This is a genomic window from Flavobacterium ardleyense, from assembly GCF_042686085.1.
Taxonomy (GTDB): Bacteria; Bacteroidota; Bacteroidia; order Flavobacteriales; family Flavobacteriaceae; genus Flavobacterium; species Flavobacterium ardleyense.
Genome location: NZ_JBHUOL010000003.1, coordinates 93,952 through 117,885, shown reverse-complemented (window position 1 = coordinate 117,885; position 23,934 = coordinate 93,952). Strand labels below are relative to the sequence as shown.

Annotated in this window: 18 protein-coding genes; 13 read left to right on the top strand and 5 right to left on the bottom strand. The window is 32.8% G+C overall.

The annotated features are described in order from the left end of the window. Positions 1 to 24: 24 nt before the first annotated feature. Entirely contained in the window at positions 25 to 1,185 is a 1,161-nt protein-coding gene (locus ACFSX9_RS01125) for a 5-(carboxyamino)imidazole ribonucleotide synthase (protein WP_379803319.1), read from the bottom strand. Between the two features lie 219 nt (positions 1,186 to 1,404). Between ACFSX9_RS01125 and ACFSX9_RS01120 the strand changes: the two genes are divergently transcribed. Then, positions 1,405 to 2,946 carry a choice-of-anchor J domain-containing protein gene (locus ACFSX9_RS01120; RefSeq protein WP_379803317.1) on the top strand — a complete coding sequence of 514 codons (1,542 nt, stop codon included), beginning with the start codon at positions 1,405 to 1,407 and terminating at the stop codon, positions 2,944 to 2,946. 53 nt (positions 2,947 to 2,999) lie between these two features. Here ACFSX9_RS01120 and ACFSX9_RS01115 read toward each other — a convergent pair whose 3' ends face one another. After that, positions 3,000 to 3,545, bottom strand: coding sequence for a hypothetical protein (locus tag ACFSX9_RS01115; protein ID WP_379803314.1), 546 nt, complete (start codon positions 3,543 to 3,545; stop codon positions 3,000 to 3,002). A 97-nt stretch (positions 3,546 to 3,642) separates the two neighbouring features. Between ACFSX9_RS01115 and hpt the strand changes: the two genes are divergently transcribed. The 4 genes from hpt (at position 3,643) to ACFSX9_RS01095 (ending at position 8,351) form a co-directional block, all read left to right on the top strand. Then, a complete protein-coding gene (gene hpt, locus ACFSX9_RS01110; protein WP_379803311.1) occupies positions 3,643 to 4,173 on the top strand; it encodes a hypoxanthine phosphoribosyltransferase in 531 nt (176 codons plus the stop codon). 21 nt (positions 4,174 to 4,194) lie between these two features. Beyond that, positions 4,195 to 4,767 carry an adenylate kinase gene (locus tag ACFSX9_RS01105; RefSeq protein ID WP_379803309.1) on the top strand — a complete coding sequence of 191 codons (573 nt, stop codon included), beginning with the start codon at positions 4,195 to 4,197 and terminating at the stop codon, positions 4,765 to 4,767. A gap of 246 nt (positions 4,768 to 5,013) precedes the next feature. Beyond that, on the top strand, positions 5,014 to 6,024 hold the full coding sequence (gene obgE, locus ACFSX9_RS01100) for a GTPase ObgE (RefSeq protein ID WP_379803307.1): 1,011 nt from the start codon (positions 5,014 to 5,016) through the stop codon (positions 6,022 to 6,024). A 179-nt stretch (positions 6,025 to 6,203) separates the two neighbouring features. After that, positions 6,204 to 8,351: a S46 family peptidase gene (locus ACFSX9_RS01095; protein WP_379803304.1), complete on the top strand. Its 2,148-nt coding sequence runs from the start codon at positions 6,204 to 6,206 to the stop codon at positions 8,349 to 8,351. A 65-nt stretch (positions 8,352 to 8,416) separates the two neighbouring features. Here the strand turns inward: ACFSX9_RS01095 and ACFSX9_RS01090 are convergent, their stop codons facing one another. Next, complete coding sequence (locus ACFSX9_RS01090) at positions 8,417 to 14,944, bottom strand: alpha-2-macroglobulin family protein (RefSeq protein WP_379803302.1); 6,528 nt, start codon at positions 14,942 to 14,944, stop codon at positions 8,417 to 8,419. A gap of 235 nt (positions 14,945 to 15,179) precedes the next feature. Here ACFSX9_RS01090 and ACFSX9_RS01085 point away from each other — a divergent pair, with 235 nt between their 5' ends. Beyond that, complete coding sequence (locus ACFSX9_RS01085; RefSeq protein ID WP_379803300.1) at positions 15,180 to 15,740, top strand: tetratricopeptide repeat protein; 561 nt, start codon at positions 15,180 to 15,182, stop codon at positions 15,738 to 15,740. 63 nt (positions 15,741 to 15,803) lie between these two features. Continuing rightward, a complete protein-coding gene (locus tag ACFSX9_RS01080; protein WP_379803298.1) occupies positions 15,804 to 17,159 on the top strand; it encodes a UDP-N-acetylmuramate--L-alanine ligase in 1,356 nt (451 codons plus the stop codon). 135 nt (positions 17,160 to 17,294) lie between these two features. On the opposite strand, the gene ACFSX9_RS01075 is transcribed toward ACFSX9_RS01080, so the two are convergent. Continuing rightward, positions 17,295 to 17,942 (bottom strand): DUF1287 domain-containing protein, encoded by a 648-nt coding sequence (locus tag ACFSX9_RS01075; protein ID WP_379803296.1) that lies wholly within the window; start codon positions 17,940 to 17,942, stop codon positions 17,295 to 17,297. Positions 17,943 to 18,053: 111 nt separating this feature from the next. Here ACFSX9_RS01075 and radC point away from each other — a divergent pair, with 111 nt between their 5' ends. The 6 genes from radC to ACFSX9_RS01045 all read left to right on the top strand — a co-directional run bounded on the left by radC (position 18,054) and on the right by ACFSX9_RS01045 (position 22,635). Further along, positions 18,054 to 18,737 carry a RadC family protein gene (gene radC, locus ACFSX9_RS01070; protein ID WP_379803294.1) on the top strand — a complete coding sequence of 228 codons (684 nt, stop codon included), beginning with the start codon at positions 18,054 to 18,056 and terminating at the stop codon, positions 18,735 to 18,737. Positions 18,738 to 18,841: 104 nt separating this feature from the next. Continuing rightward, complete coding sequence (locus ACFSX9_RS01065) at positions 18,842 to 19,471, top strand: ABC transporter ATP-binding protein (RefSeq protein ID WP_379803292.1); 630 nt, start codon at positions 18,842 to 18,844, stop codon at positions 19,469 to 19,471. Beyond that, entirely contained in the window at positions 19,468 to 20,721 is a 1,254-nt protein-coding gene (locus ACFSX9_RS01060) for an ABC transporter permease (RefSeq protein WP_379803290.1), read from the top strand. Before ACFSX9_RS01065 ends, ACFSX9_RS01060 begins: the two co-directional genes overlap by 4 nt. Next, a complete protein-coding gene (locus ACFSX9_RS01055) occupies positions 20,714 to 21,205 on the top strand; it encodes a hypothetical protein (protein ID WP_379803288.1) in 492 nt (163 codons plus the stop codon). Before ACFSX9_RS01060 ends, ACFSX9_RS01055 begins: the two co-directional genes overlap by 8 nt. A gap of 6 nt (positions 21,206 to 21,211) precedes the next feature. Next, entirely contained in the window at positions 21,212 to 21,904 is a 693-nt protein-coding gene (locus ACFSX9_RS01050) for a YjjG family noncanonical pyrimidine nucleotidase (protein ID WP_379803285.1), read from the top strand. Positions 21,905 to 21,906: 2 nt separating this feature from the next. Further along, positions 21,907 to 22,635 carry a hypothetical protein gene (locus ACFSX9_RS01045; RefSeq protein ID WP_379803283.1) on the top strand — a complete coding sequence of 243 codons (729 nt, stop codon included), beginning with the start codon at positions 21,907 to 21,909 and terminating at the stop codon, positions 22,633 to 22,635. Positions 22,636 to 22,651: 16 nt separating this feature from the next. On the opposite strand, the gene ACFSX9_RS01040 is transcribed toward ACFSX9_RS01045, so the two are convergent. Continuing rightward, positions 22,652 to 23,929, bottom strand: a complete 1,278-nt coding sequence (locus ACFSX9_RS01040) for a replication-associated recombination protein A (protein ID WP_379803280.1) — start codon at positions 23,927 to 23,929, stop codon at positions 22,652 to 22,654. Between the last annotated feature and the right edge of the window lie 5 nt (positions 23,930 to 23,934).

Sequence of the window (23,934 nt, the reverse complement as noted above, 5' to 3'; positions counted from 1 at the left end):
AAAATGATATTATCTAATTTGAACTTATTTTTTAACACTAATCACTCGAATACTATTCTTCACTTCTTCTGCGATTCTTCTCGCTTCCGTCATATTTTCATTGACAATGGTAACGTGACCCATTTTTCTAAAAGGTCTAGTTTCTCTTTTGCCGTAAATATGAGGAGTTACACCATCAATTGCCATTATTTTTTCGATATTCTCATAAACTACCTGTCCAGAATAGCCTTCTTCACCTACTAAATTTACCATAATTCCTGCAACTTTGCTATCGGTGTTTCCTAAAGGAAGATTTAAAATCGCACGCAAGTGATTTTCGAATTGCGAAGTATAACTAGCTTCAATCGTATGATGTCCAGAATTATGTGGTCTTGGTGCTACTTCATTGACTAAAATCTCATCACTTTCTGTTTGAAACATTTCAACTGCTAACAAACCTACGTGATTAAAAGCTTCCGAAACTTGCAAAGCGATCTCAGTTGCTTTTTCCGCTACTTTTTCGTCAATTCGAGCAGGGCAAAGTACATATTCTACTTGGTTGGCTTCTGGGTGAAATTCCATTTCCACAACAGGATACGTTTTCACTTCTCCCGAAACAGAACGAGCAACTATTACAGCTAATTCGTTTTTAAACGGAATCATATCTTCAGCAATACATTCCACATCAGGAAGTTTTACTAAATCTAATGCAGAACGGCAAACTTTAACACCGTTTCCGTCGTACCCAAATTGAGCACATTTCCACACAAATGGGAATTCTAATTCATCAGTTTTAAGCGCATTCAGTAAATCATTCAAATCAACAAAACGCAAATGTTTTGATGTTGGAATAGCATTTGCAACGTAATAATCTTTCTGTTTTCCTTTATTTTGAATTAAGCGCAAGGTCTTTGGGGAAGGAAAAACTGCTAATCCTTCTGCTTCTAATTTATCTAAAGCCTCAAGGTTTACGTTTTCAATTTCGATAGTTAGTAAATCAACCATTTTTCCAAATTGATAAACTGTGTCATAATCCATTAAACTTCCTTTGTAAAAAGCATTACAGCCAAAGCGTGCTGGCGCTTCATCACTTGGATCTAATACTAAAGTTTGAATATCGAATTTTCTAGTATCGGCAACAATCATTTTGCCTAATTGACCGCCACCTAAAATTCCCAGTTTAAAATCAGAAGAAAAATAATTCATTTCGTTGTAGTTATTTTTACGAGACTTAAGCTGTCGCTTCGCATAAGCCTTTTTTGTTGTGTTTAGGCAAAGATAAACATTTGAGATTTTGTCACAATAGTTTTAAATAATCTTTTGATTTTTGATAATTATCTACTAAAGTAAATGTGTTAAAGTTTTTTTTAGGATTAAATAATTTCATAACTTGCCGTTAACTAATCGATAAAACAATAAAATATTATGATAAAAAGACTACTTATTCTGACAATTTTTGTGCCATTATTTGGAATGTCACAATTTATCGAAAATTTTGATGGAGACACTGAAATTCCTTCCGGATGGACGGTTTTAAACGGAGGAGATGCTAATACATGGAATATTATTGATTTCACACCTTCCGCCTCCCTTTCTGCTCATAGTGGAGCTAACACGGTGTCTATTGGTTATGATGCAGTGTCGCATTCTGATTATTTAGTTACTCCTCCCATAGTAGTCACGGCAGGTGTTTCAGACTACCTAGTTTTTTGGGCAAGAAGCAGAGATATTAATTATCCAGAACAAATTAGCGTTATGCTTTCAACTACAACGCCAACAGACGGTGCTTTTACAAATACAATTGCAGCTACAGTAGCGCCAGCAGGAGGTGCTTCTTTTTATAAATACCAGTATGATTTATCTGCTTATATTGGTCAAACTATTTATATTGGTTTTTACTCGCAAACGACAGATCAGTTCTATTTTGATCTTGATGATGTGCAGATTAAAGGTGTTCCTTCTTGTATTGAGCCTTTTTTTCCTGAATTTTCTGGTATAACAACGCAGAGCGCAATACTTTCATGGACGTCTGCTTCGTCTAGTTTTGAGGTAGAATATGGTCCTTTAGGTTTTGTTTTAGGCTCTGGGACTACTGTTTCATCAATAACAAGTACTACAACAACTTTGAATGGTTTGGCTTCAAATTCAACCTATGACTATTATGTTAGAACAAATTGTGATGCATCGGGTTTTAGCGATTGGGTTGGACCAGTTTCTTTCACAACCGCTTGTGAAGCACTTACTGCTTTTCCTTTTGAGGAAGGTTTTGAGAACGGATCTATTCCTGATTGCTGGAGTCAATCTAGTACTATTGGTTCCTTGCCTTGGACATTTGTTACAGCAAACACGGATAATTCTTTAACACCTAGAACTGGATCTTATATGGCTGAATTTAGCAACGATGATCCTGCTACTAAAACAAAATTAATTACTCCTGCATTAGATTTAACTGTAATTGCAAATCCTCAATTGGAATTCTATTATGCAAATTTAAATTGGTTTGGCGATGTGGATGAATTGAGAATTTTTTATAAAACCAGCTATTCAGGTGTTTGGGTACAGATAGGAGCGGACTACACCGAAGAGCAAACAACTTGGACAAAAGTTACCTTATCTTTACCTAATCCATCAGCAACTTATTATATAGGTTTTGAAGCAACTTCAAAATGGGCCAGAGGTTTAGATTTAGATGATATTACTGTTTCTGCAACTTTATCTACTGCTGATTTTGATTCACAAGCTTTACGAGTTTATCCTAACCCTACTAAGGATTTATTAAACATTAGTTACAATGATGCCATTAAGTCTGTTGAAGTAATTAATCTCTTAGGGCAGAAAGTGATGACTGTAAATGTAAATGCTAATGAGACAGCAATTGATTTAACTAGTTTAAATGCTGGAACCTACATTGCTAAAATTATTACATATGATGACGCTGTTAAAACAGTTAAAGTTATCAAACAGTAAATTATTTATTGGTATAAATTAAAACGGCAATACTAAGTTATTGCCGTTTTTTTTTATTTTAATTTCTTCAAAATATTTCGAGCACAAGTCTGGTATGCTGCTGAATGGTTATAAGCATCTTGCGAAATAATCGGTTTTAATTCTTCATAAATCCAATCGTATTTCTTCCCAAAAACAAAAAGTGCTTTCATCGCATAAACTTTTGAAGCCACTTTTTCATCCTGAATCAATCGGTCTATTAAATTTTCAATAATGTTGTGTTCTTGCTCTTGTGATAAGTTAATTCCGTTTTTTCGATGATTGCTTTTGGCTAATAAAAAACAAATCCGTGTAGCCGGTCGCACATCAGAATCATTTTTAATTTGGGGTAAAACTTCACAAAAGCTTTCTATATAGGGAACAAACAGCCTTAATTTCTTTTCACAGACTAAATCTAACGACCAAAAAGCCTTGGTATGCAATTCATGATTTACATCAAAAGCAATTTGTGTAATTTCTTTTAAGTTGTTTTCGTCCTTCATAGCAAAGTTACTAACCGTTTTTCGGCTCTTCACATGGCAAGTGCTTAGTTCAATTTTCGAATACATTTCAGTTTTCATTCGGTAAATATACCAAATTTGCAAAAAAGTTAAAATACTTTCTTTGAAATCCTTATGAGTTTACTAAATTTGTTACTTATTTTTAAATCCGACCAAATTGATACAATTACACGACAAAAAGTTTGAGGTCTATATTTCTGCTGAAGAGATAGACTTTGCTATTGATAATATGGCCAAACAAATCGAAGATGATTTTTCTGATGACATCCCTGTTTTTATAGGAGTTTTAAACGGCTCTTTTATGGTGACAGCAGATTTATTGAAAAAATATAAAGGTCTTTGCGAAGTTTCTTTTGTAAAAATGGCTTCCTATGAAGGAATGTCATCAACCACAGAAGTGAAACAATTGATTGGATTGAATCAGAATTTAGAAGGTCGCTCGGTAATAATTGTGGAAGATATCGTAGATACCGGAAACACCATTGAAGAATTAAAAGCCATTTTAAAAGAACACAAAGTGAAACATTTTAAAATTGCCACACTTTTCTTAAAACCAGAAGCGTATACAAAAGACATCAAATTAGATTACGTAGGCATCAGAATTCCTAATAAATTTATTGTAGGCTATGGCTTAGACTATGACGGATTAGGAAGGAATTTACAAGACGTCTATCAATTATCAGAATAATAACTATTTTACAAAACGAACATGATTAATATCGTATTATTTGGGAAACCAGGAGCGGGAAAAGGAACTCAAGCTGAGTTTTTAAAGAAAAAATACAATTTAGTACATTTATCAACAGGGGATATTTTTAGATTTAATATAAAAAACGACACTGAATTAGGGAAATTAGCTAAAACCTATATGGATAAAGGCGATTTAGTGCCAGATGCAGTTACGATTCAAATGTTAGAAAGCGAAGTCGATAAAAATCCAGATGTTGCCGGATTCTTATTTGATGGTTTTCCAAGAACAATCGCACAAGCAAAAGCATTAGATTTATTCTTAAACGGAAAAAAACAAGAAATCACTGCTACCATTGCATTGGCGGCTGATGATAATATTTTAGTAGCGCGTCTTTTAGAAAGAGGTAAAACTTCAGGCAGACCAGACGATCAAGACGAAGTAAAAATCAGAAATCGTTATGATGAATATAACCTAAAAACTGCGCCTTTAATGGATTTTTATAAAGCGCAAGATAAATTTCATGCTGTAGATGGTATTGGATCTATTGAAGAAGTTACAGCAAGATTAGAAGCGGTTATAAATTCTTTATAGGAGCTAATCCTTCTATTCGCTACAAGTTTTTCTACAAAAAGCTATTTGCTATACATAAAAAAAGGAGCTTCCGTTGGTCGCTCTTTTTTTATGAGCAAATTAGCTTTTTGCACAAAAAAGCTTTCCACTACTATAAGGGCTAAAAAAACACAAAACATAAACCGACTAAAAAACCTATCTTTGCAAAAAATAATTCATAAGTTAGAACAACTTCAAGCTTTTGGATTCTAAAATTAGCATAAAAAAATGACTGAAGGGAATTTTGTAGACTACGTAAAAATATATGTTTCTTCCGGAAAAGGAGGGAAAGGATCGTCGCATTTACATAGAGAAAAATTTATTGAGAAAGGTGGACCAGATGGAGGAGATGGAGGTCGTGGTGGACATGTTTATATAAGAGGAAACAAAAGTCTTTGGACATTATTTCATTTGAAATTCATTAAACACATTCGTGCTGGTCACGGAGGTGATGGAGGAAGTTCAAGAAGTACGGGAGGTGATGGAGATGATAAATTTATCGAAGTTCCGTTAGGAACCGTAATTAAAGATCAAGAAACAGGAGATGTTTTGTTTGAAATCACAGAACACGATGAGGTTAGAATTATAGCACAAGGAGGAAAAGGTGGTTTAGGAAACTGGAATTTCAGAAGTTCTACTAACCAAACACCTCGTTATGCACAACCGGGGATGCCAGTTTTAGAAGTAGATATTACTTTAGAATTAAAAGTATTAGCAGATGTTGGTTTAGTAGGATTTCCAAATGCTGGAAAATCGACTTTACTTTCTGTATTAACTTCTGCAAAACCAAAAATTGCTGATTATCCGTTTACCACCTTAAAACCAAATTTAGGGATTGTTGCTTATCGCGATTTTCAATCGTTTGTAATGGCAGATATCCCTGGAATTATTGAAGGTGCAGCAGAAGGAAAAGGTTTAGGACATTACTTCTTGCGTCATATTGAACGAAATTCAACATTGTTGTTTTTAGTTCCAGCAGATGCAGAAGACATTAAAAAAGAATACGAAATTCTGTTAGATGAATTACGTCGATATAATCCTGAGATGTTAGATAAAGACCGTTTGGTAGTTATTTCAAAATGCGATATGCTGGATGATGAATTAAAAGCAGAATTGAAAAAACAATTGGACGTAGAATTTAAAGGAACTCCCTATTTGTTCATTTCGTCTGTAGCACAACAAGGTTTGCAAGAGTTGAAAGACAAATTGTGGCAAATGTTGAATGTCGACACTGAATAAACATCATATAATGTGTAAGAAAAAGCATCTCTAATTTAGAGATGCTTTTTTGGTTTATCGCAATAGTTATAATGAAAAGTTAAAGTTAACATAATTCAAACCCTTTTTAAATTGATAATTTTATTGAAATCTTATTTTTAAGTATATTCGCCTCACAATTTAAAAGACAACTACATATCATGAAAAAATTATTATTATTCGTTGTTTCTGTTATCATGCTTGTGCCGGCTTCGGTAAAAGCAGATGAAGGAATGTGGTTTTTAATGTTCATTGAACGTTTAAATCACCGCGACATGCAAAAAATGGGCTTGCAATTAACAGCCGAAGAAATTTACAGCATCAACAACCACAGTTTAAAAGATGCTATTGTACAATTTAATGGAGGTTGTACTGCAGAAATGATTTCTAAAGATGGTTTAGTGTTAACAAACCACCACTGTGGATATGATGCAATTGCAGAATTATCTTCAGCAGAAAAAAACATTTTAAAAGATGGTTTCTGGTCTAAAAACAGATCAGAAGAATTAAAACCATCTAGTTTATATGTACGTTTCTTTGTGCGTATGGATGATGTTACAAAAAGAATTCTAGCTGTTGTAAATCCTTCAATGAGTGAATTGGAGAGAGAAAAAGCAATCAACCAAGAAACTGCTAAAATTGAAAAAGAAAACAATGAAGGTGGAAAATATACAGTTTCTGTTCGTCCATTCTTCCAAGGAAACGAATATTACTACTTTGTTTACCAAGATTATACTGACGTTCGTTTAACAGGAACACCTCCAGAAAGTTTAGGAAAATTTGGTGGAGATACTGACAACTGGGAATGGCCACGTCATACTGCAGATTTCTCTTTGTTTAGAGTTTATGCAGATGCTAATGGAAATCCAGCAGAATATTCTAAAGACAACGTGCCTTTACAACCAAAACATCACTTACCTGTAAACATTGGTGGAATTCAAGAAAATGATTTCGCTATGATTTTAGGATATCCAGGAAGAACAAACCGTTGGATGCCAGCTGGTGGAATTGACCAAAACGTAAAATTCGCATATCCAGCATGGGTTGAAGGATCAAAAGTAACTATGGATGCTTTGAAAAAACATATGGTGCAAAGTGATGCGGTTAATTTAATTTACGCGTCTAAATATGCAGGAACTGCAAACTATTGGAAAAACCGTCAAGGGATGATTGATGCTTTGTCAAAATTTGGTACAGCTAAATCTAAAGCAGGTCAAGAAGCTAAATTCAATAAATGGGCTAATAAAAAAGAGAATAAAGCAAAATATGGAAATGTAGTTCCTACGATCAATAAATATTATGCTTTAACTAATGAAAAATCGCGTCATGACAATTACTTGATGCAATTGTTGAGATCTTCAGCTTATGGAACAGTAAGTAGAGGTTTAGGAAGACAATTAGAAATGTATGCTAAAGCAGATGCTACAAAAAGAGCACAAGCAGCTCCAGCTATTTTAGCAATGGCAGAAGAAATGCAGAAAGAAGTATATCTTCCGGCAGAAAAAGATATGTTAGCAGCACAATTGAATTTATATGCTAAAAAAGCAGGCTATAATTTAGCGCCAATGGTAGAAAAATTAGCTAAAGAAAACAATGGTGATTTTACTAAATATGTAAATGACGCTTTTGAATCAAGTCTTTTTACTTCTATTGATAAAATTAAAGCATTTTTAGAAACGCCATCAGAAGCTATGGTAACTAGTGATCCTTTATATGTTTTAACGAATGATATGTTAAACCATTACAACTTCAGAAGCGAGGAATTAATTGCTTCTCAAAATGATTTTGGAGCAGCATTCCGTTTATTAGTTGAAGGTTTAAGAGAATCTAAAATTGGTACAATTATTTATCCAGATGCTAACTCAACATTGCGTTTAACGTATGGAAAAGTTCGTTCATTACCTGCAGATAAAAGAAATGACGCTACAATCAATAACTACACTACTTTAGAAGGACAAGTTAAAAAATACAAAAAAGGTGATGCAGAATTTGATTTACCAGTAAAAGTATTGCAAATGACTGCTGATAAAGATTTCGGTCGTTATGCTGATAAAGATGGAACATTACACGTAAATTTCTTAACTGATAATGATATTACAGGTGGAAATTCAGGTTCTCCAGTATTAAACGGAAAAGGTGAGTTAATTGGTATTGCATTTGATGGAAACATTGAAGCTATGGCAGGTGATGTAATCTTTGATAGTAAATTACAAAGAACAATTAGTGTTGATATTCGCTATATATTATGGGTAATTGATAATTTCTCTGGTGCTAAACACATCGTTGATGAAATGACAATTGTAAAGTAATTTAGAAACTACAATAAAATTAAAAACGACTTTCAGTTTAATCTGAAAGTCGTTTTTTTTATAGGCTAATTTTCAATATTTATTTTTGTACTTGTTGAATGTGCAGAATGCTCAGGAGCATACATACTTTGAATAGTGGCAATACCATCATTAAAATTGCCCGAATTATTTACTCTAACATCGTATTCTAAAACAAAAGTTCCTGCAGCTATTCTGTCAAAAAAGAAATGCGTAGCAACATCTTTTGTGTTTTTGTAATAAGATAAATTGTCTTTTCTTTCATACGTAGAAATTACATCAACTGGTTCAAAGCAAGAAGCTCGTAAGTCTTTTAAATGCACAAATTCTAAATCATTTTCTGTCTTTAAAACTAAGCGGATCGTGATTAGATCACCTGTTTTTAAGGATTCTTTGTTTAATTCAGTTAATGCATCACCTTTTGCCGTTTTAATTTTTTTGAAAAGAGTTTTAGTAATGTATAACGTTTGTGTACTATCTGTTTTTATGTTTTCTAAATCTTCAAAGTACTGCCAGTACGCGCCACCATAACCCGCAACTTTAGATTTGTTTTCTACTGAAATTAGGCCCATCTCTTTTGAAATCTCGTTAGCTGACCAATTTAATTTAACGTAACCCGTTGCTGCTTCTTTATCTTTTTCTGAAAGCTTTTTATGTAAGACTTTCTCATTTCCAATTGTGAATGTAGTATTGTCTTTGATGCTTGTATAATCAGTTCCATAAAGCATTATCGCATAAATAGCTTCTGAAGTTGCTTTTGTAGAAGACCAACTATTAATTTGTTTCTTTTTAAGCAACCAAGCTTTCATTTCTTCTACATATTTCTTGTCAGTTTCTATTTCGGAAAAAGCTTCAATTAATAACGCCTGAGTTTCAATTGGTGATTGATACCAATAATAGCCATTTTTGTTATTTATCCAATACATGCCATCCTCATCATTTCGAGCAGCAGTTTCTTTTAGATTGTTGATGATTTTTTGTGAAAATTCTTTATCATTATAGCGATTCATAACTACAGCTAGAAGAGCTTTTTTATATAAAGAATAAGTAAGCCATTTTGTTTTATGTTCCGATGTTTCGATTCTTATAATGGAATCAGTTTTCTTAGAAATTGGCATTTTATCTAAATAAAAACTTCTGGCATACATATAATGTAAATTCGAATAATCAGAATAACTTGTTTTCTCACTTTTTGAACTGTTTTTCTGAACGAAATCGGCATCTAAATAAGTGATAGCTTTTGAAGTTATCTCTTTAAAATCATTATTCTTGTTTGGAAACATCTTTTCTATATGGCCTAAACCTGCCAGAATATGTTGCGTAATAAAAATGTTTTCTTGACCTCCTTTAAACCAAGAAAATCCTCCAGAAGTATTTTGGTTTTCTGCTAATTTTTTTAAAGTACTAGCTTGTGATTCCTTCATGGTATTTAAATCCATTAATAATGCCAAGCGTTTGTTTTTTACAGCATCATTTTCGCTATCTAAAAGCCAAGGAGTTTCATTTAATACGATTGACTTTAGTTCTTCATTTTGTGTTAGTTTGGATGTTGCTTTATCGTCGCTTTTCCAAGAAGTAAATAATGCTGCAACTTTAGGATTGCTATTGATTAATTCCGATGCAAGAGAATTTGCGTAATATCTTGCAAATGTTTGTTCAGAACATTCGTGCTCATATTCCATTAAATAAGGAAGTGATTGCAATGCAAACCACACTGGATTTGAAGTATACTCTAAAGTGAATAAGTGATTCTTTAAAGTTTTCGATTCGTTATTCTTTAAGCTATCAAATGAGTACTCTTTTTTAGAATTTGCTTTCACAAAAATAGGAATGCTTTCCGTGAGTAGAATTTTATTACTCAAGACAGGTAAAATGTTTTCTTCACCGTCAGCGTAGTTGCCTGATTTTGCAACTATTCTGTAATGTAGCCCTTGTAGTCCTTCCGGAATTGAAATGACCCATTCTACAGGAACACTTTGTTTTGGCTTACACGCAAAATTTCTAATATTATTTTTATTGGCACAAATTTCATCAATCAAGGTATTCGTTGCTACGTCAAATAACTGAAGCATTGCAATTCCAGACTTAAGTTCTGATGTCATATTGACCACTTTTGCCGAAATTTTTATCTTATCTTTTTCGCGTACAAATCGTGGCATATTTGTTTGCAACATAATATCTTTTTGCGAAATAATACTAGCTTTCAGTTGACCAGTTTCTGCATTTTTATTATGAGCAAATAAACGCAAATTCCATTTGGTTAAGGATTCAGGTGTGGTAAATTCAAAAGAAATATTTCCTTCTTTGTCTGTTTTTAAATTAGGATAGAAGAAAGCAGTTTCGTTGAAGTTTGTTCTAGTTTTAACATGAGTTAAATCTTGTACCGCTTTCTTCGTGGTCATAATAATTACACCATTTGCACCTCTGCTGCCGTAAATTGCTGTAGCTTCTTTACCTTTTAAAATTAATATGGAATCTAACTCATCTGACTTAAGATTTCTAAATTCTTCTTCAGTTATTATAATTCCATCCATCACAATTAAAGGTTCTAAATTCTCATTTATTGAAGCATTTCCTCGTAAGATTACAGTTGGTTTACTACCAGGTTGTCCACTACCTGTAGCAATTGACATTCCCGAGCTTCGGCCTTGTAGTATTTGTAATAAATCTTCATTAGCGCTTTGTTCTGTAATAGTATCTGAAATTACTGTAAAAGATGCAGTCATATATGCCTTTTTCATTCGTGTTTCATAGCTCATTACAACAACTTCTTGTAATTCAGAATCGTTATTTTTTAGTTTTATTTCTAAAATTCTATTTGTGTTAATTTCAATTTCTGCTGTTTGCGTTCCTATGTAAGCTATTTCTAAGACTTCACCTTTTGAGGCTTCGATAGTAAATTCACCATCAAAGTCTGTAAATGTTCTTTTTTTTGTGCCTTTTACTTGAACCGTTGCGCCGGCAATTGGTCCAAAATTATCGTAAACTATACCAGTAACCGATTTAGCATTTTTTGGAACAGCAGTCCAATTTTTAATTTTTTTAAGATATTCGTTTAAAGTATAGGAGTTTTGAGCATCATTAAAATTAAATCCAAACCAATATAGTTCAGGACGATGCATATAGTTTGAAAAATACTTTTCTGCTTGGTTAAATGTCTTGAAATTTACGTACGAAGTATTATTTCTTAAATAAACATTTGGAGAGTTATGAGAATTGTTATTGGAATTGAAATAAGCATTTGTCCAGTCTTGAGTCGTAAATTGATCTAATGAACTGTCATACATACTGGCTAAAACTTCAGCTTCTAATTTGGAATTTAAAATTTTAAAGGACCATTTTTCAACACTTCCCGGTTCAATTTTAGTTCGTAAGGAATTTATTTCAACACTTAGATTTATTTCAGTTTCTTCTTTTTTTATGCAATATGTTTGACTATGCGATTGATTTTTCCAGAAGCTTGAAAAATGAAAATTAACATCGCTTTTGTAATTTTTTTCTTTTTTAATTCTAAAGATGTTTTTTCCATCTTGCAATTGCGCGGTTATCTCTTGTTGTAAATTACTTTGATCCGCATAATATCGAAGTGTAACAAATAAATTTGAAATAATAGAATTCACTTCAATTTCATAATAAGCACTTTCTTTTTTCGAGATGTCGGTATACGTGAAAAGTTGATTTTCAGAAACTGCATTTTTCTTTGAAATTAATTTAAATATCTTCTTGTCTTCTACTAAATTATTTTTTGAATCAAAAGCTGTTGCTTCTATTTCGTAGGAAGCCGGTTTTGCATTTTTTAAAAAATCCAATGTTATTTCCTTACTTACTTTGGTGTCGAATTGTAGTGTTTTTACTAAAATATTTTCACTTTCAATATCTTTTTTCTCATAGGGTTCGTGTGGAAATAGGACTTGAAATTCAGCTCGGTCTATTGCTTGAATTTCGGGAAAATTAAAGGCTCTTTCTTTTAGGAATTGTTTCGATTTTTTTTCATAAATTTTTATTTCTCCTTTCGCATCAATTGGATAGTTGTTGTATGTTGAGCTATTGATTTTGATTACATTAGAAGTTGCTTCAATTAAAGTGCTGTCGGAAATTATAGTTAACTTCAATGTGTTTTTATTTACGTTAACGGTTTCAGTTGCATTTCTTGTTTCACCATTGCTATCGGTTACAGTCGCGGTTATGGAATATCTAATATTGTTAATTTTATCAGAGCTTACACTATCTATAGTTGCAGTAAATGGTATAGTGAAGTTTCCGTCAGTGTCCGTATATATAAATTCATCAATATAATTTGTATCACTTCCCCAGCCTTCGTCTTCAGTGAAATAATTTCGAGAAACAGTATAGGTAACTTTTGCATCTGTTAGGTTATTGCCCGCTAATGCTTTTGCGTTTCCGATTATTTTTAAACTATCATTGATTGTGTAGTTTTCTTTTATTTCTTTAAAGGTTACCTCAAAAGTAGGGCGCTTATATTCTTCAACCTGAAAAGAGAATTCTATATTATCTTCAAAATCTACATTATCCCAAAAAGAATGTTCCTCTTCTACTTCGTCATAATATTTTTCATCTTTTTCATATTTGTTTGGCTCCTCAATACCAATATAAAACCTTCCTGTTAAAATATTTTTAGGAATCTCAAATTCACCGTTAAAACTTCCAAATTCGTTAGTTTGAACATCATATTCTTTTAAGACTGAATCATTAACATCATTAATTGTAACTCTGACAGTCAAAAACGGTACAACACTTTTCTTACTGTCTTTTTTCTGAACAATAATTCCTTTGTAAAATATTTTTTGTCCAGGTCGATAAATTGCTCTATCAAAAAACACCATAGCTTTCGCTTCAGCGTCTTCAAATTCAGATTTGTTAAATTTATCAGAAGTGTTGTAAATGTAATTTCTATTGTAGTTCTGAATTAAAGTATCCTTGTCCTTAGTAATAGTTATTAAGTTATTGTAGTTTTCGTTCTGGTTTTTTAAGGTCTTGACAAGCTTGGTTTTGCCAATTTCATCAGACGTGTGTATTGTAACCTGATTTACGATTTTTACACCATCAATTGGTTGGCCTGAGTTCCTATTGTATAAATAAATAATGTCATCTGTTTCTGTTTCATCCTTAATAACAATAAATTGTGTAGCGTTTACCTGCTCATAGCTAAAAGAATTATTCAAATTACCATCGGAATCAAAAGTATCATTGGTTTCAAAAAGAACTAAGTAATTTCCCGCTTCAACAGGCTCTAGTATGATTTCCGTAGAATGATTGTTATAGTCGATTCGCTTAGGTAAAGTTCTCGTGTAGCTTTTATAAGCTTTATTTTTATTTACAAATGCTACAACCAACGAGTCAGCATAAATTTGGTTTTTGTAACCATTTACAGCATCGTTTAAAGCAACTGGAAATTTAAAACAGCTAATCTTTACACTATCTATGTTTTTATAAGCAACGAATGCTCGGGTGTTTTCGAAAGGATATATTGTTTTTTTAATTTGAATTTGTAAAGATTTACTAAGTATTTTTTCCTGTAAATTTTCCGCCAAATGCAAAGCATATAAATTAGTTTTCACTTGAAAAACCGTGTCAAGTAAATTTAGAGCCTGTTGCTTGTAATTTTTGTTTAATGAATCAGCGGGCAAGGAAGCGTAAAAAGCAGCTCGTTCTACTCTGAGCTCTTGTTTTAAATAAATGTTGTTGGTCGATTTTTCTAATTCATCTAACTTTAATCTACCTTGATTTTGTGGTTGAGTTTTTTTATTAGTAATTAAGATACGATTGTGGTAAGCAGTATCAAGCTTGTCAAATAATTTGTTTTTTATTAAATATCTTTCGTTTTCTTGAAGTGTAACAATGAAATCTCTTATTTTATCATCATTTATAGTACTAGTTGAAGCAATAATAAACAGTTTAGGTTCTAGACTTAAAAGCTTCCCAAGTTCTAAAGTGTTTGTTTTAGTAGCAAAGAAAATAGTTCCTGCATCATACGCTAATTTCTTTTCAAGTAAATAATCATAAATGCTAAAATTTTTAATATCTACATTAGACGTATATTCGAAAACATCTTTGTACTGATCAATAGTTATAGCCCTTAATTCGCTTGCGTTTTTAAGAATTTCCGCATAACTTTTATCTATTTCATTAGTGAAATCTTCAGATGTCCAAGTTAGAAAATTTGAATCTTTATTATTTTGAATAGTTGTTCTTGATCGAATTGAATAGCGATTTCCTTTTTGATAATCGGTTAAGATTTTAGCATAAACATAGTTTAATAATGCTTTAGAAACAGGTTTTGCATCTTTAAATTCATGCTGTAGATTTTTAATAATTGTAGTTTGAGCATTTTTATCAAAAACTTGTTCAAATTTTGACAGATAGAAAAAACATTTCAAAATAGTGACTTCATCCTTTTTATGTTTTGCTTTTTTGTAAATCTTTTGAACTTCTTGTTCGGCTGGTTTTATTTCGCCACCTTGTTCGAAGGCATAAACTTTTTTCCAATTTGCATCGTATTGACCAAAAAGAGTGAAAGAACTAATACAAAGTATAAACAAGAATATATTACGCATAATGACTGTTTCTATAGATAGAGTATAAAATATTGAAAAAGGTTGGGACGTTAAAAATATATTATTTTAGTAATATTAACTAAATTCATTTCACTATTTTTGAAGAATGAAATTTATCCACCTGTTTTTTCTTCTTTGCCCGCTACTTTTGCTTTCACAATCTCATTTTGAGAAGGGGGAAAAGTTATTTGCACAGAAGAAATTTAACGAAGCAAAACAATCTTTTCAGGAGAGTTTGAAAAATCAACCTAATCATTCTAAGACAATTGAATATTTAGGAGATATTGCAGGAGTTCAAAAGGACTGGGATGAATCCATCGTAAACTATAAAAAGTTGAAAATTTCATTTCCTAAAAATGCCAATTATTGGTACAAATATGGAGGCGCTCTGGGAATGAAAGCCAAAGAATCGAATAAATTTAAGGCTTTAGGAATGATTGATGAAGTAGAAGAATCCTTTCTAACAGCTGCGAAATTAGATGAAACTCATTTAGAAACGCGCTGGGCCTTGGTGATGTTGTATGTTGAATTACCAGCCATCATAGGCGGAAGCGAAAAGAAATCCCAACGTTATGCAAATGAGTTAATGGTGCTTTCAAAAGTGGATGGTTATTTAGCAAAAGGGTATATAGATATTTATTTCAGTCGGTATACTAGAGCCGAAATTAATTATAAGAAAGCACACGAAATTGGGAATTCAAAAACTACGTTCGACAAATTATATGACTTATATTTGAATAAGTTAAAGGACAAAACGAAAGCAAATAGATTAAAGGAACAATTCGAGAATAAATAACAAAACTCAAATTCCAAAATCCAAAACTATTGGAATTTGGAATTTTAAATATTGAAAATTCAAATGCGTACACATTTCATAGCTATTGGCGGCGCCGCAATGCACAATTTAGCATTAGCATTACATAATAAAGGATATCAAGTAACAGGAAGCGACGATGCGATTTTTGAACCCTCAAAATCACGTTTAGCTAAGAAAGGATTGCTGCCAATTGAAGAGGGTTGGTTTCCTGAAAAAATAACTGCCGATATTGAAGCTATTATTTTAGGAATGCACGCTAAAGCAGATAATCCGGAATTATTGAAAGCACAAGAATTAGGATTGAAAATTTATTCATATCCAGAATTTTTGTACGAACAATCGAAAAATAAAACTAGAGTTGTTATTGGTGGTTCGCACGGAAAAACGACGATTACTTCAATGATTTTGCACGTTATGCACTATCATAATATTGAAGTGGATTATATGGTTGGTGCCCAGTTAGAAGGTTTTGATACAATGGTGCATCTGACGGAAGATAATGATTTTATCGTTTTAGAAGGAGATGAATATTTAACTTCTCCAATTGACTTACGTCCGAAATTTCATTTATATCATCCAAATATTGCTTTGATTTCAGGAATTGCTTGGGATCATATCAATGTGTTTCCTACGTTTGAAAACTACGTGGATCAATTCAGTATTTTTACGAATCAAATTGCACGAGGCGGTATTTTAATATACAATGAAGAAGATGAAGCTGTAAAAACAGTTGCAGAAAATTCAGAAAATCCAATTCGAAAAATCCCTTACCAAACGCCAAGTTATACAGTCGAAAATGGAATCACACTTTTAGATACACCAGAAGGACCAATGCCAATTGAGGTTTTTGGAGCGCATAATCTAAGTAATTTAGCTGGTGCCAAATGGATTTGTCAAAATATGGGAGTGGATGAAGCTGATTTCTATGAAGCAATTGCCACATTTAAAGGTGCTTCAAAAAGATTGGAAAAAATTGCGGAAAGCAAAGACAAAGTAGCTTATAAAGATTTCGCGCATTCGCCAAGTAAAGTAGCGGCAACCACAAAAGCCGTGAAAGCACAATATCCAACTAGAAAGCTAGTGGCTTGTTTAGAATTGCACACCTATAGTAGTTTGAATGCCGAATTCTTAAAAGAATATCAAGGCGCATTAGACGATGCGGATGTTGCAGTAGTTTTCTATTCTCCAGATGCAGTAAAAATAAAACGTTTGGAAGAAGTGACTTACGATCAAATTGCACAAGCTTTCCAAAAAGAAAATTTAATTATTTATACCAATCCAGCCGAATTCAAAGCATTTTTATTCAATCAAAATTTAGATAATTCTGCTTTACTTTTAATGAGTTCAGGTAATTATGGAGGATTAGATTTTGATGAAGTGAAAGGATTGATTAATTAGAAATTTGATTTTCGGATAATAGATTTTCAGATATAGAAAAACTGTTTTTAGGAGCTAAATTAATTTTAGCTTCTAAAAATGGTAAATTTCACGAAGAATTGAGAGGTTCTAGATTTTAATGTTCTTTTATTTAAATTACTTCTCATATCTAAAATGTCCAACAATTTCCCAGCTAAATAAACAATCTTCTAAAACTTGACCGCCTCCAACGTTGTGCACAATAAGATTACGCTTTCCATCAGTTGATTTTTTATGGGTTACAATGCCAACATGAGGCATTTTGCCAGCAATCATCCAAGTTACTAAATCCCCTGTTTTATAGTCCGAAGCATTTTTGGTAACCTTTAGTTTTTCTCCTTTTCGATCAAAAAACACTTCTAAATTCGGCACTCTTCTGTGATCGATATTTTTATCCGTAGTTTTCAATCCCCAAGTTTTTGGGTAAACCGAAAAATTAGCTTTCATATCCTCGTGCACTTCTTTTTGCAAGTCAATTCCTAACTTCCGATAAGCTCGAATTATTACATCTGTACAAACACCTGTTTTAGCAGGTACATCACCATTTGGATAGTTTATGCCAACATATGACGGTGTATAAACAACTTCTGAATCAATTATAGAAATAGCAACATTAGATAGTTTCTGGTAAAAATCGGTAGGGTTTTCTATTAATTCCGTTTCGCCTTTAGTTCCAGAGATGATGCCGGCAACTGGTTTTGTCTTGCTCTCTTGGCAAGTTATAGCGAGAGCTGAAAAGAAGAATAAGGAAAGGTAATTAATCATAATTATGAAATTAGAAATTCTGTACTAGGTCAAACGCAATTTTCAAGCCATTTATTTTATTCTTTCGTTTTTTTGATTAAATTTGATGTTATAAACGCCAAAATAAATTTTATGTATACGCCAATCAACCAATGGGCTGAAGACGATCGCCCACGTGAAAAATTTCTTCTCAAAGGAAAATCTTCCTTATCAGATTCTGAATTATTAGCTATTCTTATCGGTTCCGGCTCTCGCAATGAAAGTGCTGTGCAATTGTGCCAACGTATTTTAGCTGCTTCCGAAAATAATCTTTCTAACTTAGGGAGAATGTCTATTTCGCAACTTATACAATTCAAAGGAATTGGTGAAGCAAAAGCAATTTCAATCGCAGCAGCTTTAGAATTAGGAAGACGAAGAAGAGCAGAAGAAGCTAGCGAACTTAAGAAAATTACTTCAAGTAAAGCCGTTTTTGATATTATGCAACCTATAATTGGCGAATTGCCACACGAGGAATTTTGGGTTTTATACCTAAATAATTCTAATAAAGTGATTTATAAAGGACAATTGTCAAAAGGCGGAATTACGGGAACAGTCGTAGATATTCGTTTGATTTTTAAAATGGCTTTCGAACAAAATGCCACAGCGATAATTTTGACCCACAATCATCCGTCAGGAAAATTAATGGCAAGCGATGCTGATTTAAAAATTACGAAACGAGTAAAAGAAGCTGGCCAGACCTTAGAAATCCAGGTTTTAGATCACATTATTATAACTGAAAATGGTTATCTAAGTTTTCAAGACGAAAATATTTTTTAAGCGTATTTCATAAATAAACAGTGGTTTTTTATTAGCCTTTCTTTAAGAAATTTTTCTTTCTAATTTATTATCTTGCATCGCTGAACAAAAGCTTTATAACGACGATGATTAGTACTAAAAATATAAAATTCTCCTATTCAAAGGAACAAGAGTTTGTTTTTCCTGATTTGGATTGCGAAGCTGGGAACACGATTTTGATTACCGGAGATTCTGGAAGAGGGAAAACTACCTATTTGCATATTTTAGCTGGACTGTTACGACCACATTCAGGACAAATTCAAATTGGCACGATTGATGTTTTAGCGCTTTCTGAAAAAGAGACTGATAAGTTTAGGGGAACGAACATTGGTGTGGTTTTTCAAAAGTCATACTTTATTGCAGCTTTAACGGTTTTGGAAAATTTAGAAATGGCGAGTTGGTTAGCAACAGGAAAAAAGAATACCAGTCGTGCTAAGAAATTATTACAACAATTAGATATTGAAAATCAAGGTTCAAAATTACCTTCTCAATTGAGCATCGGACAACAACAACGAGTTTCAATTGCGCGTGCTTTGATGAACGAACCAAAGGTGTTGTTAGCAGACGAGCCAACATCTAGTTTAGACGATAAAAACGCAGAGAAAGTAATCGAATTGCTTACTTCTTTATCTAAAGAATATAAAGCGGCTTTGTTAATTGTAACGCATGATAGCCGAATTAAAGAAAAGTTCACCAATAAAATTACCTTAGTATGATAGCAAAATTAGCTTGGAGAAATATTTGGTTTAAACCCTTAAATACCATCTTGAGTATTGTTTTGTTAACCTCAAGTGTAGCAATTATCACAACCTTAATTTTAGTGGAAAAGCAGTTTGAAGAAAAATTTGCGAGTAACATTGAAGATGTTGATTTGGTTTTAGGAGCGCAAGGAAGTCCGTTGCAATTGATTTTATCTTCGGTGTATCAAGTCGATGCGCCAACTGGAAATATCAATTACGATTCAGCAAAAGTTTGGATGCAAAATCCGTATGTGGAGAAAGCAATTCCACTGGCTTTTGGTGATAATTACCGCGGTTATAAAATTTTAGGAACAACGCCGGATTACTTAGGAAAATATAAAGCAACATTGGCCGAAGGAAAGATGTTCGAAAAGAATTTTGAAGTGGTAATCGGTAGTGATATTGCACAAAAATTAAAGTTTAAAATAGGCGATGAGTTCTTCGGTTCTCATGGCGATGCAGAAGAAGGAGAAGTGCACGATAATTTTGCTTATAAAATAGTAGGTATTTCAAAACCAACCGGAAAAGTTGTGGATAATTTAATCTTATGTACGATTCCAAGTGTTTGGCAAATGCATCATGGTCACGATGAAAACCCAGCACATGGACAAGAAGGTCACGTGCATGTGGACGGAGAAGAACATCATCACGAAGCTGATTTAACTTTGGATGAACCCAATATGGAAATTACGGCAGTTTTGCTAAAGCTTCGCAATCAAATGGCTAAATTAACTTGGCAAAGAATTGTGCCTCAAAACACAAAAATGCAAGCAGTTTCTCCAGCTTTTGAAGTCAACAGATTGTTTGGTTTATTCGGGATAGGAATTACTGCATTACAATATTTAGCCTATGGAATTATGTTGATTTCAGGAATCTCGATTTTTATTGCTTTATATAATACCTTGAAAGAACGTAAAAACGAATTTGCTTTAATGCGTGTCAACGGAGCGAAACGAGTTCAATTGTTAAAAGTGGTAATGATTGAAAGTATTTTGCTTTGTGTTGTGGGTTTTGTTTTTGGCACAGTTTTGGGAAGAGTAGCGATAAGCTTTCTGTCCAAATCATCTGAAGCAGATTTCAAGATGAGTTTTAATCCCTACGAATTTTTATGGGAAAAAGAAGGAACATTATTTTTACTAACTATATTTGTAGGCTTCATTGCAGCGTTAATTCCTGCTATAAAAGCATACAATTTAAACATTTCAAAAACCTTAGCCAATGCGTAATTATTTAAAAGTAGTTTTAGCTTTAGTCGTATTTATTTCGTTAATGAGTTTTCAGAAAAATTCTAAATCGGAAAGAATCGCAGTTTCTTCTACAGTTGCAAGTATTCCTGCGGATACCTTAACGTGGAAACTGTTAGGAGATATCAAGTATATTCGTAAAAAACATGCTACTTATGGCGAAGTAGAATTTCCACAAGTGAACGTGAAATTAAAAACATACCATAATAAAACGGTTTATTTAACTGGGTTTATTGTGCCAATTGACGCTAAAAATTATGCGTTGAGTAAAAATGTATTTGCATCTTGCTTTTTTTGTGGAAAATCAGGGCCAGAAACAATTACAGGTTTGAAATTTAAAGGTTCTTTCCCAAAATTAAAAACGGATACTTATTTAACGATTAAAGGAACTTTTAAAGTAAACGAAAGCGATGTTGACGATTGGATTTATAACATTGAGAACGCAGAAATCGTTTCTAAAATATAAGCGCAATTGCAAAATTTTAAACACAAGAAACATGTCTTTTTTGATTTAGATCATACGCTTTGGGATTTTGATAAAAATTCTGGATTTGCTTTTGATACTATTTTTAAAGAACAAGGCTTTACTATTGATGTGGCTGATTTTTTGGAAGTTTATATTCCGAGAAATCAACATTATTGGAAGTTATACCAAGTCAATAAAATTTCGCGCGATGATTTACGTTATTATCGTTTGAAAGATGTTTTTGATGCTTTAAAATTTAAAGTTTCTGATATAGATATTGAGCGCGTTTCTGAAGATTATATTAACTATTTGCCGGAATATAATCATTTGTTTGATGGTGCGATAGAGTTATTAGATTATTTGAAACCCAATTACAATTTACATATTATTACCAACGGATTTGCTTCGGCACAGGCAAGAAAGTTAAAAAATTCTAATCTTGAGCAATATTTTGAAACAATTACAAATTCGGAACTAGCGGGTGCTAAAAAACCACATCGAAATATATTTGAATTTGCATTATCTTTGGCAAATGCTTCAAAAACGGACAGCTTAATGATAGGTGATAGTTATGAAGCAGATGTAATTGGCGCACAAGAAGCAGGAATAGAGGCAATCTTTTTCAACGAACAAAAGGTGGAAGTTGAAACGGACGTGCATCAAATTAGTCATTTATTAGAATTAAAAATCATATTATAGTCATGAAAAAAATTGCACTACTTGTACTTTTATTGAGTTATACATTTTCAGTTGCACAAGAAAATTACAAATATGTAATTGTGCCGCAGAAATTTAGTTTTTTCAAAGAGGATAATAAATATAATACTAATTATTTAACTAAGACATTTTTTGAAAAAGAAGGATTTAAAGTTTTTTATGATACAGATGAATTACCAAAAGAAATTGGCTCTAATCGTTGTTTAGCTTTATTTGTGGATGCCGTTGAAAGAAATTCGATGTTCATGACGAAGATTAAAATTGAAGTTAAAGATTGCTCAAATAAAGTTATTTATACAAGTGAACAAGGATCTTCGAGAGAAAAGGAGTACGCAAAAGCATATAATACTGCTTTTAGATCCGCTTTGACTTCTTTAAAAGGCAAAGTTAAATTTAAAGTGACGCCACAGCTGCAACCTAAAACAGAAGTGGAGCTTTCAAAACCTGTAACTGCAGAAATAAAAACTAGTGATGCTGTTGTAAAAAGCGCAGAGCAAACGGCTCTTTTTGCCATTCCAAACCAAAATGGATATAAGATAGTAGATGATGTTCCAAACGTTGTTTATGAATTGTTAGCGACAAGTATGGAAAATGTTTATTCTGCGAAGAAAGGAGTTATTTCTGGAACTTTTCTTAAGAAGAATGGGGAATGGTTTTTTGAATATTACGAAAATGATCAATTAGTTGCTGAAAAAGTAAACGTCAAGTTTTAATTCTAAACACAGAGTACTAATAATCGTACCTATCTTTCCATCTGTTTTTTAAGAACTGACGCAATTCTCTTTCACGAGCATTTTCGCCAGGTTCAAAGAATTTAGTTGCTGAAATTTCAGTTGGTAAAAATTCTTGTTCGGCAAAGTTATTTGGAAAATCGTGTGAATATTTATATTCGTCGCCATATCCCAATTCCTTCATTAATTTAGTCGGTGCATTTCTTAAATGGATTGGAACGGGTAAATCGCCAGTTTGCTTGACCATTTGTTGGGCTTTTCCAATTGCGATATAACTGGCATTACTTTTTGCAGAAGTGGCCAAATAAATCGCACACTGACTTAGTAGAATTCTACTTTCAGGATAACCAATTGTCGTTACGGCTTGGAATGTATTGTTTGCCATTATGAAAGCTGTAGGATTTGCATTTCCAATATCTTCACTCGATAGAATCAACATTCTTCGGGCAATAAATTTTACATCTTCACCACCTTCGATCATTCGGGCCAACCAATAAACGGCTCCATTTGGATCACTTCCTCTAATCGATTTTATAAAAGCGGAAACAATATCATAATGTTGCTCCCCTGTTTTGTCGTATAAAACGGTGTTTTTTTGAACCAAAGCCATTACTTTTTCATTCGTAATTTCAATCGTTTCTCCGTCGGTAGCATTAATAACTAATTCGAAAATATTCAATAATTTTCGCCCATCTCCACCTGAAAGACGTAATAAAGCTTCGGTTTCTTTTAATACGATGTTTTTATTTCGCAGATTCGCATCAGTTTCAATAGCACGATGTAATAATGCCTCTAAATCTACTTTGGTAAACGGATTCAAAACATAGACCTGACATCTTGACAATAAAGCCGGAATCACTTCGAAACTCGGGTTTTCTGTGGTAGCGCCAATTAATGTAATCCAACCTTTTTCAACGGCTCCTAATAGCGAATCTTGTTGGGATTTGCTGAAACGATGAATTTCGTCAATGAATAAAATTGGGTTTTTAGTTGTAAATAAGCCGCCACTAACTTTTGCTTTTTCAATTACTTCTCGAATGTCTTTAACACCAGAGTGAATCGCGCTCAATTGAAAAAACGGTCGCTTGCTTTCTTGTGCCATAATTTGGGCCAAAGTAGTTTTTCCGGTTCCAGGTGGTCCCCATAAAATTAAGCTTGGAATTAATCCTTTTGCAATTTGTTGGGTTAGTGAACCATTCGGGCCAACCAAATGTAATTGACTAATATATTCTGATAATTGTTGTGGGCGAATTCTTTCTGCTAATGGTGCTTCCATTTTGT

Bases quoted from the DNA above. Each gene is read 5' to 3' on its own strand.
- ACFSX9_RS01065 (WP_379803292.1), top strand. From the start codon at position 18,842: ATGATTAGTACTAAAAATATAAAATTCTCCTATTCAAAGGAACAAGAG.
- ACFSX9_RS01045 (WP_379803283.1), top strand. From the start codon at position 21,907: ATGAAAAAAATTGCACTACTTGTACTTTTATTGAGTTATACATTTTCA.
- ACFSX9_RS01095 (WP_379803304.1), top strand. From the start codon at position 6,204: ATGAAAAAATTATTATTATTCGTTGTTTCTGTTATCATGCTTGTGCCG.
- ACFSX9_RS01080 (WP_379803298.1), top strand. From the start codon at position 15,804: ATGCGTACACATTTCATAGCTATTGGCGGCGCCGCAATGCACAATTTA.
- ACFSX9_RS01120 (WP_379803317.1), top strand. From the start codon at position 1,405: ATGATAAAAAGACTACTTATTCTGACAATTTTTGTGCCATTATTTGGA.
- obgE (WP_379803307.1), top strand. From the start codon at position 5,014: ATGACTGAAGGGAATTTTGTAGACTACGTAAAAATATATGTTTCTTCC.
- ACFSX9_RS01125 (WP_379803319.1), bottom strand. From the start codon at position 1,185: ATGAATTATTTTTCTTCTGATTTTAAACTGGGAATTTTAGGTGGCGGT.
- ACFSX9_RS01040 (WP_379803280.1), bottom strand. From the start codon at position 23,929: ATGGAAGCACCATTAGCAGAAAGAATTCGCCCACAACAATTATCAGAA.
- ACFSX9_RS01090 (WP_379803302.1), bottom strand. From the start codon at position 14,944: ATGCGTAATATATTCTTGTTTATACTTTGTATTAGTTCTTTCACTCTT.
- ACFSX9_RS01115 (WP_379803314.1), bottom strand. From the start codon at position 3,545: ATGAAAACTGAAATGTATTCGAAAATTGAACTAAGCACTTGCCATGTG.
- radC (WP_379803294.1), top strand. From the start codon at position 18,054: ATGTATACGCCAATCAACCAATGGGCTGAAGACGATCGCCCACGTGAA.
- ACFSX9_RS01075 (WP_379803296.1), bottom strand. From the start codon at position 17,942: ATGATTAATTACCTTTCCTTATTCTTCTTTTCAGCTCTCGCTATAACT.
- ACFSX9_RS01060 (WP_379803290.1), top strand. From the start codon at position 19,468: ATGATAGCAAAATTAGCTTGGAGAAATATTTGGTTTAAACCCTTAAAT.
- ACFSX9_RS01105 (WP_379803309.1), top strand. From the start codon at position 4,195: ATGATTAATATCGTATTATTTGGGAAACCAGGAGCGGGAAAAGGAACT.
- ACFSX9_RS01055 (WP_379803288.1), top strand. From the start codon at position 20,714: ATGCGTAATTATTTAAAAGTAGTTTTAGCTTTAGTCGTATTTATTTCG.